A 14,127-nucleotide genomic window follows, 5' to 3' on the forward strand; every position below is an offset into this window, starting at 1 on the left:
GACCAGCCCATCGGCACCTGACCAGGCCGCGGAATGCGCTGGGAACGCCTCGTTGTCGATCCGCACGCACCGCTCGTGCGGTCGTCACTCATCACCGCCCGGGGGAACACCCTTGCCCCAGCGCTGTGTTCAGCGGCGTCCGGCCGGCGCACCCGTCGGGGACAAATCAGCTGATTTACCGCCAGAAACACTACCGTTGCGGCCGCGGAGCGCTGGACAATGCCGATCCGCCGACAACCCCCACCGCAGGATGCCTCTCACGTGCCGACACAGGATGACCGGTCCATGGACCATTTGACGGACGAGCAGTTGTATGGCCTCGTAGGCGCCGAAGAGCCGACCGGAACGTCGGCCACCGCCGCCTTGCGGCGACGCCACTGGTCACGCGTGAACGCCTTCGCCCACACGGTCGTGGATGACCCGGCGGCCGCCCGGTACCTCACCGACCTCGCCTTCGACCAACTCGTGCGCGGGCAGCCCTCGACGGTCTCCCCCGTACGCCCACCTCGCCTGCTCCTTCTCCTGACCGTGTCCCGGACGGCCGCGCGCCTGCCCCACGGGCCGCGCGACCACGGCGTGCGCGGCCGGGGCGCCGCCCGGGTGGGACCACCGCGGGCCGCGGAGCCGGTGCCGACGGGTGGTCCAGTCTCCGACCAGTTGCTGGCCAGGGGGTTCGCCGCCCTGCCTCCCCGCACTCAGGCCCTGCTGTGGCACTCCGTCGTCGAACGGGAGCCGGACGACTCTGTCGCGTCGCTCACGGGCGACCGGCCCGAAGCCGTCGCGGGTCTGGTGTCCCGTGCACTCGAGTCGTGCCACGACGCGACCCTGCACCTCCACCTGGAGAGCCGGCCCACACCCGGGTGCTCCGGGTTCGGGCGCATGCTGGATGCCGCGACCACCCGCGAGGACGTGCGCAGGCACCCACAACTGACGCAACACCTTGGCGAATGCCCCGACTGCGCGGCCGTGTTGCGGGGTCTTGTCGCCCTGCGGGAGGCGCCTCGCCCCGTGCTGGCCGGAGCCGTTCTCGGCGGCGCCCCGGGCGCGGCGTACACCACCGGCGCCGTGCCCGACCCGGACGACGACACCCTGACTCTGCCGAGGATCGTCCAGTCGTCGCCGCGGGGCCCGGCCGTGCGGGCTCGCGACAGCGCCCTGCGGCAGCCCGCGGCCGCGTACGCGGTCGGGATCCTCACCGTCCTGCTCACGGCCGCGGCGCTCATGGCCGTGGCCTGGTCCGCCGAAGATCCGCCGGCCGCCGGCGTCAGGGCGGCACCCGAAACCCACCCCGGCCCCGTCGGCTCGCCCAGCCGGAAAGGGCCTCCCGCCGGGACGTCGCCTCCGGCGCACACCTCCGCCTCACCCGTCGGCCCGCCCTCGCCGACCGGCTCCCCCTCCGCCTCCGCCACGGCGGGCACGTCCCCGTCCTCGTCGGCGGAGCCGACACCGGGGACCACCCCGGCCGAGGTCGTGCCGTTCCGGGCCTCGTCCTTCGTGTCCGCCGTCAATTCCGGCACCGGGATGTGCCTCGACGTACGCGGCGGCACCTTCGCCAACGGTGTCGACGTGATCACCACCAAGTGCCGCGACGGAGCCACCACACAACAGTGGCGCCTGGACGACGACGGCCTCCTGCGCAACGGCGCCCAGTCCGACTACTGCCTGGACTCACGCGGCCACAACGGCCAGAGCGTCGGGATCTGGTCGTGCTCCGCCCACAAGGGCGAACACGGGGAGAACCTGGAGTTCTCCCTCGACACCACCGGCCGCATCAAGCCGGGCACCGCACCCGGACTCGCCGTGACCCCCGAAGGCGCAGCGGGCGCGGGCGTGAAGCTGCTCCCCACCGACGGCAGCGCGGACCAGCGCTGGACCGAGTCGGCCGGCTAGCCTCCCCGGCCGCGTGCCGCACCCGCTCGCCCCGTAAGGCCGGTTCACACAACCGAACATCGGTCTTCGGCCGCGTACGGCAGGGCCGGCGGCCGCGCGGCGACGCCGAGCAGGCCCGTCGGCCCTTCTCATCAGCGCAAGAGCCGCCCAAGGTAACGGCGTTGCATCGAAGCGAAACCCGCTCGTCACCCTGTTGACTTTTGGCGGAAATGGCGATTTTCTTTGTCGCATCAAGTGCGTATGCGTTCGATTCTGAGGTCGCGAGCGCGCTCAGACCCCGCCCCACCCGCCGTCCCACGAGGCTCTCCACAAGACGGCCCCGGAGGGCGGCGGCCACCGCAAGTCCCCCATCACCTCACGCGTGCCTCACCGGTCGGTCCTGTGCGGCCCGTCCAAGCAAAGGGAATGACATGCTCTCTCAACGAAACCGCCGGCCGGTGGCGGCCGTGGCACTGGGCCTGACCACGGTTCTCGGCCTGACCGCTTGCTCCAGCGGCCAGGAGTCCTCGTCGGCGACGGGCACGGACGTGGGAAAGGTCGACGGCAAGATCACCCTCACGTACCTGCAGAAGCAGGGTGATCAGGAGTACTTCGTCGGTGAGGCCGCGGGCGCCAAGGCGCAGGCCGCGAAGCTGGGTATCGACCTGAAGGTGGTGAACCTGGGCAATGACGCGAACAAGACCGTCAGCGAGGCCCAGGCGGCCATCTCGCAGAAGAGCAACGGCCTGATCGTCGTCGTACCGGATCCGGCCGTGGGCCCGCAGGTGGTGCAGATCGCCAAGGACGCCAAGGTGGCGTTGCTGACGTCGGACGACCAGATATGCAGCACGGGCCCGGACCCGGCCGAGTGTCCCCCCGAGGCCCTGGTGCCGCGCATCGGCTTCAGTGGTGAGCAGATGGGCAGCGAGGTGGGCAAGCGCGCCGCGGAGGAGTTCAAGAAGTCGGGCTGGAACGCCGCCGAGACCGCCAGTATCTCCGCCTGGAAGCAGGACGTCACGGTCTGCACCGATCGCGTCAACGCGTCGAAGAAGGCGTTCGCGGCGAACGCGGGCACCGCGGTGAAGAACATCGACGTGCCGACGGACAACAGCCCGACCGGCGCCCAGGACAAGATCGCGGCCACGATCACCGCCAACCCGAAGGTGAAGCACTGGGTGGTGTGGGGCTGCAACGACGAGAACGTGCAGGGCGGGGTCACCGCTCTGGAGAACGCCGGCTTCAAGGCGAACGACGTCATCGGAGTCGGTCTCGGCGCCTACCTCGCCTGCAAGAACTGGAGCTCGGCCAAGCCGTCCGGCATGAAGGCGGCCCTGTTCATCAACGGCCGGGACGTCGGGGCGCTGGCGGTGCAGACCATGTACGACAAGCTCAAGAACGGCAAGGAATTCCCGAAGGAGGGCTTCGCCCCGACCAAGATGGTCGACGCCTCCAACTGGAAGGCCGCCGGACTCACCTGCGGCTGACCCGCGGCCCCACGAGCCGGGCGGGTACGGCGCGCCGCCCCCGGGCCGCCGTACCCGCCCTCACCACCGCCGACCGGCAGCGCCGCCGAACCGGCAACACCGTTCCCCAGCCTGCGAGGCCTCCATGACCGCACCCGGCACCGAACCATCAGCCGCTGCCGTACCCGACCAGACCGCCGGCGCCGGCATCGCCGTCGAGGGCGTCACCAAGCGCTTCGGCGCCGTCCAGGCGCTCGGCGGGGTGACCCTCTCCTTCCCACCCGGCCAGGTGACCGCTCTCATGGGCGAGAACGGCGCGGGCAAGTCGACCCTGCTGAAGATCATCACCGGTGACCACCAGCCGACCGAGGGACACGTCGTCCTCGACGGCAGCCCGCTGACGCTCTCCTCACCGCACGAGGCCCGCAGGGCCGGAATCCGCATCATCCCCCAGGAACCCGAGATCATCCCGCACGTCTCGGTCGCCGAGAACGTGTACGCCGGATCCCTCCCGCGGAAGCCCGGCCGCCGCCTCGACGGGGCCGAGCTGCGCCGCCGCATCACGGCCGACCTGGTCCGGCTGGGCTTCGAGAAGGTCATCGACCCCGACCAGCTCGGATCACAACTCAACGCCGCACAGCGCCAGTTGGTGGAGATCCTGCGGGCCCTCACCAGTGAGGCGAAGGTCATCGCCTTCGACGAGCCCACCTCGTCGCTGGCCGAGAACGAAGCCGAGGCCCTCTTCGCCCTCATCGACCGCCTGCGGGCACAGGGCATCGCCGTCATCTACGTCTCGCACCGGATGAAGGAGATCTTCCGCCTGGCCGACCGGATCGCCGTCCTGCGCGACGGCACCGTCGCCGGCGTCCTGGACGCGGGCAGCACGCACGAGGGCGAGGTGGTCCGCATGATGGTCGGGCGTGACCTGTCGTCCCTATTCGTACGGCAGGACGTCGCAGGCGACGAGGTCGTCCTGCGCCTGGAGAAGGTCACCACCGACGACGTACGCGACATCGACCTGGAGGTCCGCGCCGGCGAGGTCGTGGCCCTGGCCGGGCTGATGGGGGCGGGACGCTCCGAGCTGGCCCTCGCGCTCGCCGGCGACCAGCCGGTGCGGTCCGGCCGCGTCGTCCTGAACGGCCGGCCCCTGCGCCTGCGCAGCCCCAAGGACGCGATCCGGGCCGGCATCGGCCTCGCTCCCGAGGAACGCAAGGCCCAGGCGCTCTTCCTGCACCGGAGCATCCGGGACAACACCTCGCTCGTCAGCCTGGACCGGCTGCGCCGCTGGCGCTTCGTCCGCAACGGCGAGGAGAAGGCCGCGGCACAGGACTTCTCCGACCGGCTGCGCGTACGCACGCCCGACATCGAGCACGAGGTGCGCAAGCTGTCCGGGGGCAATCAGCAGAAGGTCGTCCTCGCCCGCTGGCTGCTGCGCAAACCCAAGGTCCTGATCCTCGACGAGCCCACCCGCGGTATCGACATCGGTGCCAAGGCCGAGATCTACCGCATCATCGCCGACCTCGCCCGGGACGGGGTCGCCCTGCTGGTGATCTCCTCCGAGCTGCCCGAGGTACTCGGTCTCGCCGACCGGATCGCCGTGATGCAGAACGGGCGCATCACCGGCGAACTCACCCGTAACGAGGCCACCGAGGAAGCGATCCTCAACCTCGCCATGGCCGACGACCTGGCTCCCGTCGGCACCGACAGATCCCGCACCGACTCCGCCGCTGGAGACGCACGATGACCACCATCCAGACCCCTGCCCCGACCGACAACACGGCCCCGGCCCCAGCCCCGGCCGGAAAACCCGGACGGTTCTGGCTCACCTCGCTCGGCGGACAGAACCTCAGCCTGATCGGCGCGCTGGTCCTGGTACTGGCGCTGTTCGGCATGCTCAACGAGAACTACCTGAGCTGGACCAACATCCAGGTCATCGGCGAGGCCGTGACCATCACCGGCCTGCTCGCCATCGTCCAGACCGTCGTCATCATCTGCGGCGGCCTCGACATCTCCGTCGGCTCCCAGGCCGGCCTGGCCTCCGTGGTCAGCGCCATGGCGTTCACCAGCACCGGGGCCAATCCCTACCTCGGCATCGCCGCGGCCGTCGGCATCGGCGTGCTCGTCGGCATCGTCAACGGCATCGTCATCGTGTACGGACGCGTCAACCCCACCATCGCCACACTGGCCGGTCTCGCCGCCTACAAGGGCGTGGCCCAGCTGGTTTCCGACGGCCGCGCACAGGGTTACGTCCTCAACGATCCCTTCTTCGTCTTCCTCGGCCGTGGCAAGATCGCCGGAATCCCCGTGATGATCTGGCTCCTCGCCCTGGTCGCCCTCGCCGTGCACGTGATGCTCAAGTACACCGACATCGGGCGCAACCTCTATGCCATCGGCGGCAACGACACCGCCGCCCGCCTGGCCGGCATCAACATCAACAAGTACCTGGTCGCCGTCTACGCGCTCATCGGCGTCGTCGCGGCCATCGCGGGCATCCTGCTGACCGCCCGCACCGGTTCCGGCCAGCCCGTCTCGGGCAGCGAGGGCCTGGAGCTCAAGGCCATCACCGCCGCGGCCCTCGGCGGCTGCGCGCTCAAGGGCGGCAAGGGCGGGGTGGGCGGCACCCTCCTCGCCGTCGCGCTCCTCGGAGCGCTGGAGAACGGTCTGACCGTCGAGGGCATCAACACCTTCTGGCAGAACGTCGCCCAGGGTGCCCTGCTCGTCGCGGCGGTCGTCATCCAGCAGCGCCGCAGTGGCGAGCGGGCGGTGGGCCTGCCCCACTGACGCCGCGTCGTACGACGCGATCAGCGGCCCGAGGTCCGTCCCGCTCGGCGGGACGGACCTCGCCCGCGTACCGCCGGCGGCCCACATGGCCCCTCCGGGCGGCCGCTACGCCGGTTCGGCGTCCCTGATCTCGTCGAGGTGGTCCTCGACCCAGTTGCGCAACATCGCCAGCGGCTCCGCCACACTGCGGCCGAGCGCCGTGAGCGCGTACTCGACGTGCAGCGGCACGGCGGGGTAGACGGTCCGGTCGACGAAACCCTTGTCCTCCAGGCGCCGGAGCGTGCTGGTGAGGACCTTCGGACTGATGCCCTCCAGACGCCGCTGGAGGACACCGAACCGCTGCGGGCCCGCCTCCATGGCGCCAATCGCCAGCGCGGACCACTTGTTGGCGAGCAGATCCAGCACCTCGCGGCACGGACATTGCGCCGCGTACACGTCGTGGTGATCGTGCCGCTCCGTCGTGCACCCCATGACCATGGACCGCACCCCCCGTCTCTTGTGTCCCACCTCAATACTTCCCGACAGGAAGTACCTGCCCTTGCAGGTTACTACTCCCCCGGAGATACGTTGCGACGCGTGGCCACGGCTCGCCTCCACCGCTTCACGGACCCCGGCGGGGAGAGTGGCCCTCGGCGGCCCTCCCCCCGCACACCCCAACGGGAAGGAGCACCGCCCGGCCGCACGGACGACAGACACGAGAGGAAAGAACGATGCGAGAAGCCCCCTTCGAGACCATGCCGGCGGTCGCCTGCCGCAGGAGCCTGCCGGTCGAGGACCCCGAGAGCCTGGTGGACGTCGAACTCCCGCTGCCCGAGCCCGGTCCGCGCGACCTCCTTGTCCGGGTGGAGGCCATCGCGGTCAACCCCGTGGACTACAAGGTGCGCCGCAACAGCGACCCGGGCGGCGAGCCCAAGGTGCTGGGGTGGGACGCCGCGGGCACCGTGGTGGCCGTGGGTGAAGAGGTCGAACGGTTCGCCGTCGGCGACGAGGTCTTCTACGCCGGTGCCATCGACCGGCCGGGAGCCAACGCACGCTTCCACGCCGTCGACGAGAGCCTCGTCGGCCGGAAGCCGGCCACACTGTCCTTCACCGAGGCGGCGGCGCTGCCGCTGACCTCGCTCACCGCGTGGGAAGGCCTCTTCGAACGCCTGGGCCTCCAGGAGGGCGACCGGGAGAGCTCCGGCACCCTGCTGGTCACCGCGGCGGCCGGCGGCGTCGGGGCGATGGTGGCACAACTGGCACGCGCTCTGACCGGCCTGACGGTGGTGGGCACCGCCTCACGGCCGGAGACCGAGGAGTTCGCTCGCCGGATGGGCGTCGCCCACATCGTCGACCACCACCGGCCGCTGCCCCCACAACTGGCCGAAGTGGCACCGGGCGGAGTCGATTACGTATTCAGCACGGCCGGGACGGACCAGAACCTCGCGGCCTACGGCGATGTGCTCAAGCCGTTCGGCCGGATCGTCGCCATCGACGACTTCGGCCCGGTGGACATCGGTGTGCTGAAGTCAAAGAGCATCTCCTTCCACTGGGAGCTGATGTTCACCCACTCCCTGTACCGGACCCCGGACCGGGCGGCCCAGCACCGCATCCTGACCCGGGTCGCCGAACTCGTGGACGAGGGCGTTCTCACCACCACCGCGACGAGGGACCTCGGCACCATCAACGCCGCCCACCTCCGCGAGGCGCACAGGGTCATGGAGTCCGGGAGCGCGATCGGCAAGATCACCATGACGGGTTTCTGACCGCTCGCCCGGTCAGACGACTGGCCGGGCCGCTTTAGCCGATCGTTACACTCCGACCCTCCAACTTGGCTGGATCTACACACCCTTCACCACGTACCTTCACTGGTACGTCTTGACCGGCACCGGCGTTGCCGTGCCGTGACGCCTCTTGGACCAGGACATCAACCTGTTTCCGACAGCCGGAGCGCCGGCGGCGTCCCCCGGCGCCGTGAATCCGCGAGATCCGCGAGGCACGCGCCGATGGCCGGAAGACGCGTCGGATCCCGTCGACAGGAGTCCTGTGAGCACCGTTCTTTGCCCTCGCTGCGGCGACAGCTTCCAGTGCGCATGCCGGCCGGACGCCGGTAGCGAGGGGACGGGAACCATCGCGGCGCCCGTCGAGTTCGAGCAGGAGTGGATCAGACCGTACCTCGCCACGAGTGATGTTCCGTCAGGACGGATACCGGTGTCCCCAGCGGCATGGACTGCGGCGGAGGAGATGCGGAACAACGGCCCGCAGCACTCGTCCGGGGAAACCCGGTCCCGCACGGCGGGGCGCGGGAGGGCGCGCTCGGGGGCGCGCCGGCGCCGCAAGCGGACCGGCCGTCTGCCGCTGACCGCCGCCGTGGCCGCCCTCCTCTGTTCCGCCGCGTTCGCGGGCGGCTTCTGGATGGTGAAGGGCACGGACCCCCGGGCGGCGGACGAGCGGCCGTCCACCGCGCTGGTGGAGGACCCCGATGGTCCGGCGACGTCCACACCGGCCGGTGACGCCGGCGCCCCGCCCGCCGGCGTGCCCGATCCGGGCTCCCCGTCACACGTGCGCGGCCTGGCCCGCCAGCCGCACCCTTCGTCGGGCGCTGCCTCCGCGTCCCCCTCGGCCACCGGCACCGGTACACCGACCGCCACCTCCTCCCCCGGCACCCCTTCGGCATCGGCCGCCCCCTCGACCGCTCCGGCCGGGCCCACGCTGTCCCGGCACGACCGGGGACCCGAGGTCACCGAGCTCCAGCAGCGATTCACCCACCTCGGGTTGTGGCACCATCCGGTGCGGGACCACTACAACCAGCACCTCCAGAACACGGTCGCGCGGTTCCAGGAGACGCACGGTATCCAGGAGGACCCGACGGGCGTATACGGTCCGGCCACCCGGCGGGTGCTGGAATCCATGACTCCCTGACTCCCCGGGGCTTGCCCACGGCCGGGAAACCTCAAGCCCGGCCGTCGGCGTTCCGTCGCCCCGCGTTCACCCGCCCGCCGCGTGTTCACGCAAACATCGTTGTGTCCGTCCCCCAGAGACCGAGGATGCAACATGAAACGCAGAACGCTGCTCAGCTCGTCGGCCGGCGCCATGGCGCTCGCCGTCACCGCGCCCGTGCCCGCGGTCGCGCGCCCGGGCGGGAACGCGGCCCGGCCGCTGTCCACCTTCAACGTCATCAGCGACATCCAGGGCGACCTGGGCGACCTGGCCGCCGCGCTCACCGACATCGGGGCGACCGCCCCGGGCAGCACGGGCCTTGCCGTCGCCGGTGACATCACGCCCCGCGGGTACGACGCGGAGTACGCCGCCGTACGACGGGTCGTCGACCGCGGCCCGATCCCGCGCGAAGTCGCCTGGGCCATCGGCAACCACGAGTTCTACGTGCCCAAGTACGCCGACCCGCAGGCCCTGGCCCTGGAGACCTGGCCCAACGGCACCACCGAGGACTCGCTGTTCCGCAGCTTCTTCCGGTTCGCCGGGCGTTCCAGCGTCTACGCCGAGACGACCTTCGGCGGCATCCCGGTGCTCACCATCGGGACCGAGCGGTACATGCACTACCACGACCCCAAACTGTGGGACGAGGTCTGGCTGAGTGGGGCGCAGTTGCGATGGCTCGAAGAGCGGCTGCGGTACTGGGCGCGGCGCCGCAAGCCGGTCATGGTGATCGCCCACCATCCGCTGCCCGACACGGTCTCCGGGACCCGGAACAAGCTGTACCGCACGGACTACCTCCAGGCGGACGCGCTCCTGGGCGTGCTCGGCCGCCACCGCGACGTGTTCCTCTTCACCGGACACACCCACTGGGACCTGAACCTCTCCGACTGGTACGTGCGCCGGGTGGTCCCGGGCACGGCGAACCTCGACGGCTTCCCGGTCATCAACACCGGAGCCGTACAGACGGGTTTCGCGGACGACGGGCGCGGCGGTGAGACCACCGTCCCGGGCCGGTTCAATCAGGGCCTCCAGGTGGACGTGTTCCGCGACAGGGTGGTCGTCAAGGCGCGTGACTTCGCGGCCCGCAGATGGCTGAAGCAGGTCACCGTGCCCCTCTTCACCACGGCCTGACGGGCAGGGCCGTCGCGCCCCGCGAGTGCGGCGGCACACCCGTGCGGGCGCGGCCGGCCGGCGCTCGCCGGGTTCCCACCGACTGCCCTCGGCGGGGCCGTCAGCGCCGGCCACCCCGTGATGAGAGGCGCCTGTCCGCTTGTGAAGAGTGCTGTGTACACTCGGCCGACGAATCGGGCTGTGCGCGACAGTATCGGGGATGGCATCGTGACCGGAGCAGCACCACTCGCACCGCAGCGGAGGGCGTTGATCCTCGACATCGTGCGCCGTGAGGGGGCCGTGCGGGTGACCGAGCTCGTGGAGCGGCTCGGGGTCTCCAACATGACGATCCGCCGTGATCTGGAGGTGCTGGTACGGACCGGCTCGGTGGAGAAGGTGCACGGGGGCGCGGTCATGGCCTCCGCGACCACCGCGGACGAGCCGGCGTTCGAGACGAAGTCCGCCCTGGAGTCGGCCGCCAAGGCCGCGGTGGCCCGTGCGGCGGCCGGACTCGTGCAGCCGGGCAGTGTCGTCGCGCTCGCGGGAGGGACGACGGTCTTCGCCGTCGCGCACTTGCTCCGCGAGATTCCCCGGCTCACGGTGGTGACGAACTCCCTGCCGGTGGCCGAACTCCTCCGGCCGTCCGTCGGGGCGCAGGCCGACTCCGCCCCGACGCTCCTGCTGACCGGCGGTGCCCCGACGAAGTCGGCTTCCCTGGTGGGGCCGCTGGCGGACCAGGCGATCCGTTCCCTGCAGGTCGATCTCCTGATCGCCGGCGCCCACGGCGTCTCGGAACGCGCGGGGGCGACCACACCGAACCTCGCGGAGGCGGAGACCAACCGTGCGCTGATCTCCTCGGCCGGCCGGGTGGCCGTCGTCGCCGATCACAGCAAGTGGGGCGTCGTGGGTCTCAGCCGCTTCGCGGCACTGTCCGAGATCGACTACTTCGTGTCGGACGACGGCCTGGCACCGGAGGCCCGTTCGGTACTGGAGGAGCACGTGGGCCAGGTGATCCTGGGAGAGACGGAAGCGGCCTGACGGTCGACCCCGCGGCCTCGGGCTCGCCGGGGCGCGGTGTCGACGGTGGCGCGCACCGGTCCCGCACGGCCGCCCGCTTTCCGCAGGGAAAGTAGGTCTCCTTGCGGGTAACCAGGGGGTGGTCCCTAGGGTCGGACACACCGAACCGGCCGTACGAACCGGTCGTGCCGTGCCGGCGTCCCGGCCCGGCCTTGGATGACCGACAAGGAGAGTCACCGTGACCCGCTCCGAGCCTCACCGAACCATCGTCGCCCTCGCGCGTGTGAAAGCGCGCCGCTCACAGCGGGAGGCGCTGCGGGACGCGCTGGTGACACTGGTCGAACCGTCCCGCGCCGAGCCGGGCTGCTCCGACTACACGCTGTTCGAGCTGCACGACGAGCCCGGCACCTTCTACGTGCGCGAGACCTGGGACGACCAGGCGGCACTCGACTTCCACCGCGCGACGCCCCACTTCCGGGCCTTCGCGGCCCGCTTCGACGAGCTGCTGGACGAACCGATCCGGCTGACCCGGCTCCGGGCCGTACCTCTCGCCTGACGGCTTCGTCCGGCCAGGCGGCGCGCCTGGCCGGACGAGGCCACCGGTCGGGGTTCCCGCATCCGCCGTCACTCGTTGACGGTGAACCCCTGGTCCTTGCCGTACTTCACACTGGCCTGCTGCCAGGCGGCCAGGCCCTTCTCCAGCGGCAGGCCGGAGACGTACGACTTGCCGGCCGTGTCGTTGAAGATGGAGTTGGCGTACACCTGGTAGGGCAGGTACGACCAGCCGGAGGCGACGTTCCGGGCGGATGCGGCGAAGATCTTGTTGGCCTGCTGACCGCCGAAGTACGGGAACTTCTGCTCCAGGAAGGCCGGGGACTCCAGGTCGGCGACCGTGGCCGGGAAGGCGCCCTGGGCGACGCGCGAGGTGGCGCCCTCCCCGGTGGTCGCGTACTCGATGAACGCGTAGGCGAGTTCCTTCTTCTGCGCGTCCTTCGTCATGACGAGCGAGCTGCCGCCGTTCTCGGCGCTGATCGTCTTGCCCTTCTCCCACTGCGGCAGGGGCGCGACCCTCCAGTCACCGGAGGCCGAGGCGACGCCGGACGAGAAGTTCGCCGGCATCCAGGCCCCGATGGCCAGGGTCGCGATGGTGCCGTCGGCGAGTCCCTTGTACCACTCGTCGCTCCAGGAGCTGACCGGCGCCACGAGACGCTCGTCGAGCAGGCGCTGCCACGTGTTGGTGTACGTCTTCACGCCGGCGTCCGTGAAGTCGACCGAGACCTTGGTGTCGCTCGCCTTGTACGGGCGGCCGCCCGCCTGCCATATGAGGCTCGTCGTGGCGCCCGCGTCACCCATGTCGTTGGTGATGTACACCTTGGGGTCCGCCTTGCGCAGCGCGCGGGCGGCTTCCACGTACTCGTCCCAGGTCGTGGGCACCTTGATGTGGTGCTTGTCGAAGAGCTTCTGGTTGTAGAACAGCGCCATCGGCCCCGAGTCCATCGGCATGGCCCAGGTCGAGCCGCCGGCCCGCACGGCGCTGGAGGGTCCGGCGGAGAAAGCGCGGTCGTGGTCGCGGGCGCCGTAGCGGGCGAGGTCGACGACCGACTTGCCGAAGACGAACTGCCCGAGCGCGTAGTACTCGACCTGTGCGACGTCGGGGGCGCCGGAGCCGGCCGCCAGGGCGTTCTGGAGCGCGGTGTACTGCTTGTCGTTGGTTCCGGCGTTGACCAGCTCGATGTCGACCTTGGGGTACTTCTTCTCGAAGTCGGCCGCCACCTTCTTCAGGGTGGGTTCCCAGGCCCACACCGTCACTTTCCCGCCCTGCTTCAGCGCGTTCGCGATGTCCTCCTTGTCGGCGCCGGAGCCGTCGTCGCTGGAGGATCCGCAGGCACTGGCGCCGAGGGCGAGCACACAGGCCGTCGCGACTGCGCCGAGGAACCTGCGGGTGTTCTTCGTTCTCATGGGTGGTGCTCCCAAGTCGATCGGTCAGGGCAACAGGAGGAAGGAGGCGGGCGGGAGGCAGGTCATTCCTTGACGCTTCCGGCGGACAGACCGGACTGCCAGTACCGCTGGAGCAGCAGGAAGATCACGACGATGGGCGCGATCGTGAGCAGCGATCCGGTGATGATGAGGTCGAAGACCGCCTCGCCGCCCGCCGTCTGGGCCTGGGCGTTCCAGGCGTTGAGCCCGAGGGTGAGCGGGTACCAGTCCGGATCCTTGATCATGATCAGGGGGAGGAAGTAGTTGTTCCAGGTCGCGACCATGGAGAAGAGCAGCACGGTGATCGTGCCCGGCATGAGCAGGGGCAGGGCGATGCGGAAGAAGGTGCGCAGTTCGCCGGAGCCGTCGATACGGGCGGCCTCGAGGAGTTCGTCCGGCACCGCCTCGGAGGCGAAGACCCACATCAGGTAGAGGCCGAAGGGCGAGATGAGTGAGGGGATGATCACGGCCCAGGGGGTGTTGGTCAGTCCCATGCCGCTGAACATGAGGAAGGTGGGTACCGCCAGGGCGGTCCCCGGTATGGCCACGGCTCCGATGACCACCGCGAAGACGGCCTTGCGGCCCGGGAAGTCGTACTTGGCCAGCGCGTAGCCGCCGAGCACCGCGAGCACCGTCGCTCCCCCGGCACCGGCCAGCACGTAGAAGAGGGTGTTCAGCAGCCAGCGCACGAAGACACCGTCGTCGTACGTCAGCGTGCGGGACACGTTGTCCCAGAAGTTGACGTCCTCGCCGAACCAGAGGCCGAACGACGTGACCAGGTCCCGTTGGTTCTTGGTGGAGTTGATCACCAGCCAGCCCAGCGGGAGCAGGGTGTAGACCAGGACGAGACCGGTGACCAGGGTCAGGGGGACGCTGCGCCGGGGGTTGAGCGGGGTGCTGGGGCGGCGCCTCGAAGTGCGCTGCGGAGGCGCGGCGGCGGGGCTGGTCGCCGCCGCCCTCCTGACGTGATCGGTGGTGGCTGTGGCGGTCATCG

The 14,127-nt window shown here is 70.5% G+C and carries 12 protein-coding genes; 9 read left to right on the plus strand and 3 right to left on the minus strand.

Features of this window, described 5'->3' with window-relative positions; translation table 11 throughout:
* The first annotated feature begins 285 nt into the window (after positions 1-285).
* The 4 genes from EIZ62_RS01080 to EIZ62_RS01095 all read left to right on the plus strand — a co-directional run bounded on the left by EIZ62_RS01080 (position 286) and on the right by EIZ62_RS01095 (position 6,113).
* Entirely contained in the window at positions 286-1,890 is a 1,605-nt protein-coding gene (locus EIZ62_RS01080; RefSeq protein ID WP_156690827.1) for an RICIN domain-containing protein, read from the plus strand.
* 410 nt (positions 1,891-2,300) lie between these two features.
* Entirely contained in the window at positions 2,301-3,353 is a 1,053-nt protein-coding gene (locus EIZ62_RS01085; protein WP_156690828.1) for a substrate-binding domain-containing protein, read from the plus strand.
* Between the two features lie 124 nt (positions 3,354-3,477).
* Entirely contained in the window at positions 3,478-5,076 is a 1,599-nt protein-coding gene (locus tag EIZ62_RS01090; protein WP_156690829.1) for a sugar ABC transporter ATP-binding protein, read from the plus strand.
* Positions 5,073-6,113 carry an ABC transporter permease gene (locus tag EIZ62_RS01095; protein WP_244375339.1) on the plus strand — a complete coding sequence of 347 codons (1,041 nt, stop codon included), beginning with the start codon at positions 5,073-5,075 and terminating at the stop codon, positions 6,111-6,113. Before EIZ62_RS01090 ends, EIZ62_RS01095 begins: the two co-directional genes overlap by 4 nt.
* Positions 6,114-6,218: 105 nt before the next feature.
* Here the strand turns inward: EIZ62_RS01095 and EIZ62_RS01100 are convergent, their stop codons facing one another.
* On the minus strand, positions 6,219-6,584 hold the full coding sequence (locus EIZ62_RS01100) for a winged helix-turn-helix transcriptional regulator (RefSeq protein ID WP_244375341.1): 366 nt from the start codon (positions 6,582-6,584) through the stop codon (positions 6,219-6,221).
* A gap of 239 nt (positions 6,585-6,823) precedes the next feature.
* On the opposite strand from EIZ62_RS01100, the gene EIZ62_RS01105 reads away from it, so the two are divergent.
* The 5 genes from EIZ62_RS01105 to EIZ62_RS01125 all read left to right on the plus strand — a co-directional run bounded on the left by EIZ62_RS01105 (position 6,824) and on the right by EIZ62_RS01125 (position 11,712).
* Entirely contained in the window at positions 6,824-7,858 is a 1,035-nt protein-coding gene (locus EIZ62_RS01105; RefSeq protein ID WP_244375343.1) for a zinc-binding alcohol dehydrogenase family protein, read from the plus strand.
* Between the two features lie 445 nt (positions 7,859-8,303).
* Complete coding sequence (locus tag EIZ62_RS01110) at positions 8,304-9,014, plus strand: peptidoglycan-binding domain-containing protein (protein WP_156690831.1); 711 nt, start codon at positions 8,304-8,306, stop codon at positions 9,012-9,014.
* A 132-nt stretch (positions 9,015-9,146) separates the two neighbouring features.
* Positions 9,147-10,160, plus strand: a complete 1,014-nt coding sequence (locus EIZ62_RS01115) for a metallophosphoesterase family protein (RefSeq protein WP_156690832.1) — start codon at positions 9,147-9,149, stop codon at positions 10,158-10,160.
* Between the two features lie 207 nt (positions 10,161-10,367).
* Positions 10,368-11,177: a DeoR/GlpR family DNA-binding transcription regulator gene (locus EIZ62_RS01120; protein WP_156690833.1), complete on the plus strand. Its 810-nt coding sequence runs from the start codon at positions 10,368-10,370 to the stop codon at positions 11,175-11,177.
* A 217-nt stretch (positions 11,178-11,394) separates the two neighbouring features.
* On the plus strand, positions 11,395-11,712 hold the full coding sequence (locus EIZ62_RS01125) for a putative quinol monooxygenase (RefSeq protein ID WP_156690834.1): 318 nt from the start codon (positions 11,395-11,397) through the stop codon (positions 11,710-11,712).
* A 68-nt stretch (positions 11,713-11,780) separates the two neighbouring features.
* Here the strand turns inward: EIZ62_RS01125 and EIZ62_RS01130 are convergent, their stop codons facing one another.
* Positions 11,781-13,115 carry an ABC transporter substrate-binding protein gene (locus tag EIZ62_RS01130; protein ID WP_156690835.1) on the minus strand — a complete coding sequence of 445 codons (1,335 nt, stop codon included), beginning with the start codon at positions 13,113-13,115 and terminating at the stop codon, positions 11,781-11,783.
* Between the two features lie 62 nt (positions 13,116-13,177).
* A complete protein-coding gene (locus tag EIZ62_RS01135; RefSeq protein ID WP_156690836.1) occupies positions 13,178-14,125 on the minus strand; it encodes a carbohydrate ABC transporter permease in 948 nt (315 codons plus the stop codon).
* Between the last annotated feature and the right edge of the window lie 2 nt (positions 14,126-14,127).

The organism is Streptomyces ficellus, assembly GCF_009739905.1.
GTDB classification, from domain to species: domain Bacteria; phylum Actinomycetota; class Actinomycetes; order Streptomycetales; family Streptomycetaceae; genus Streptomyces; species Streptomyces ficellus_A.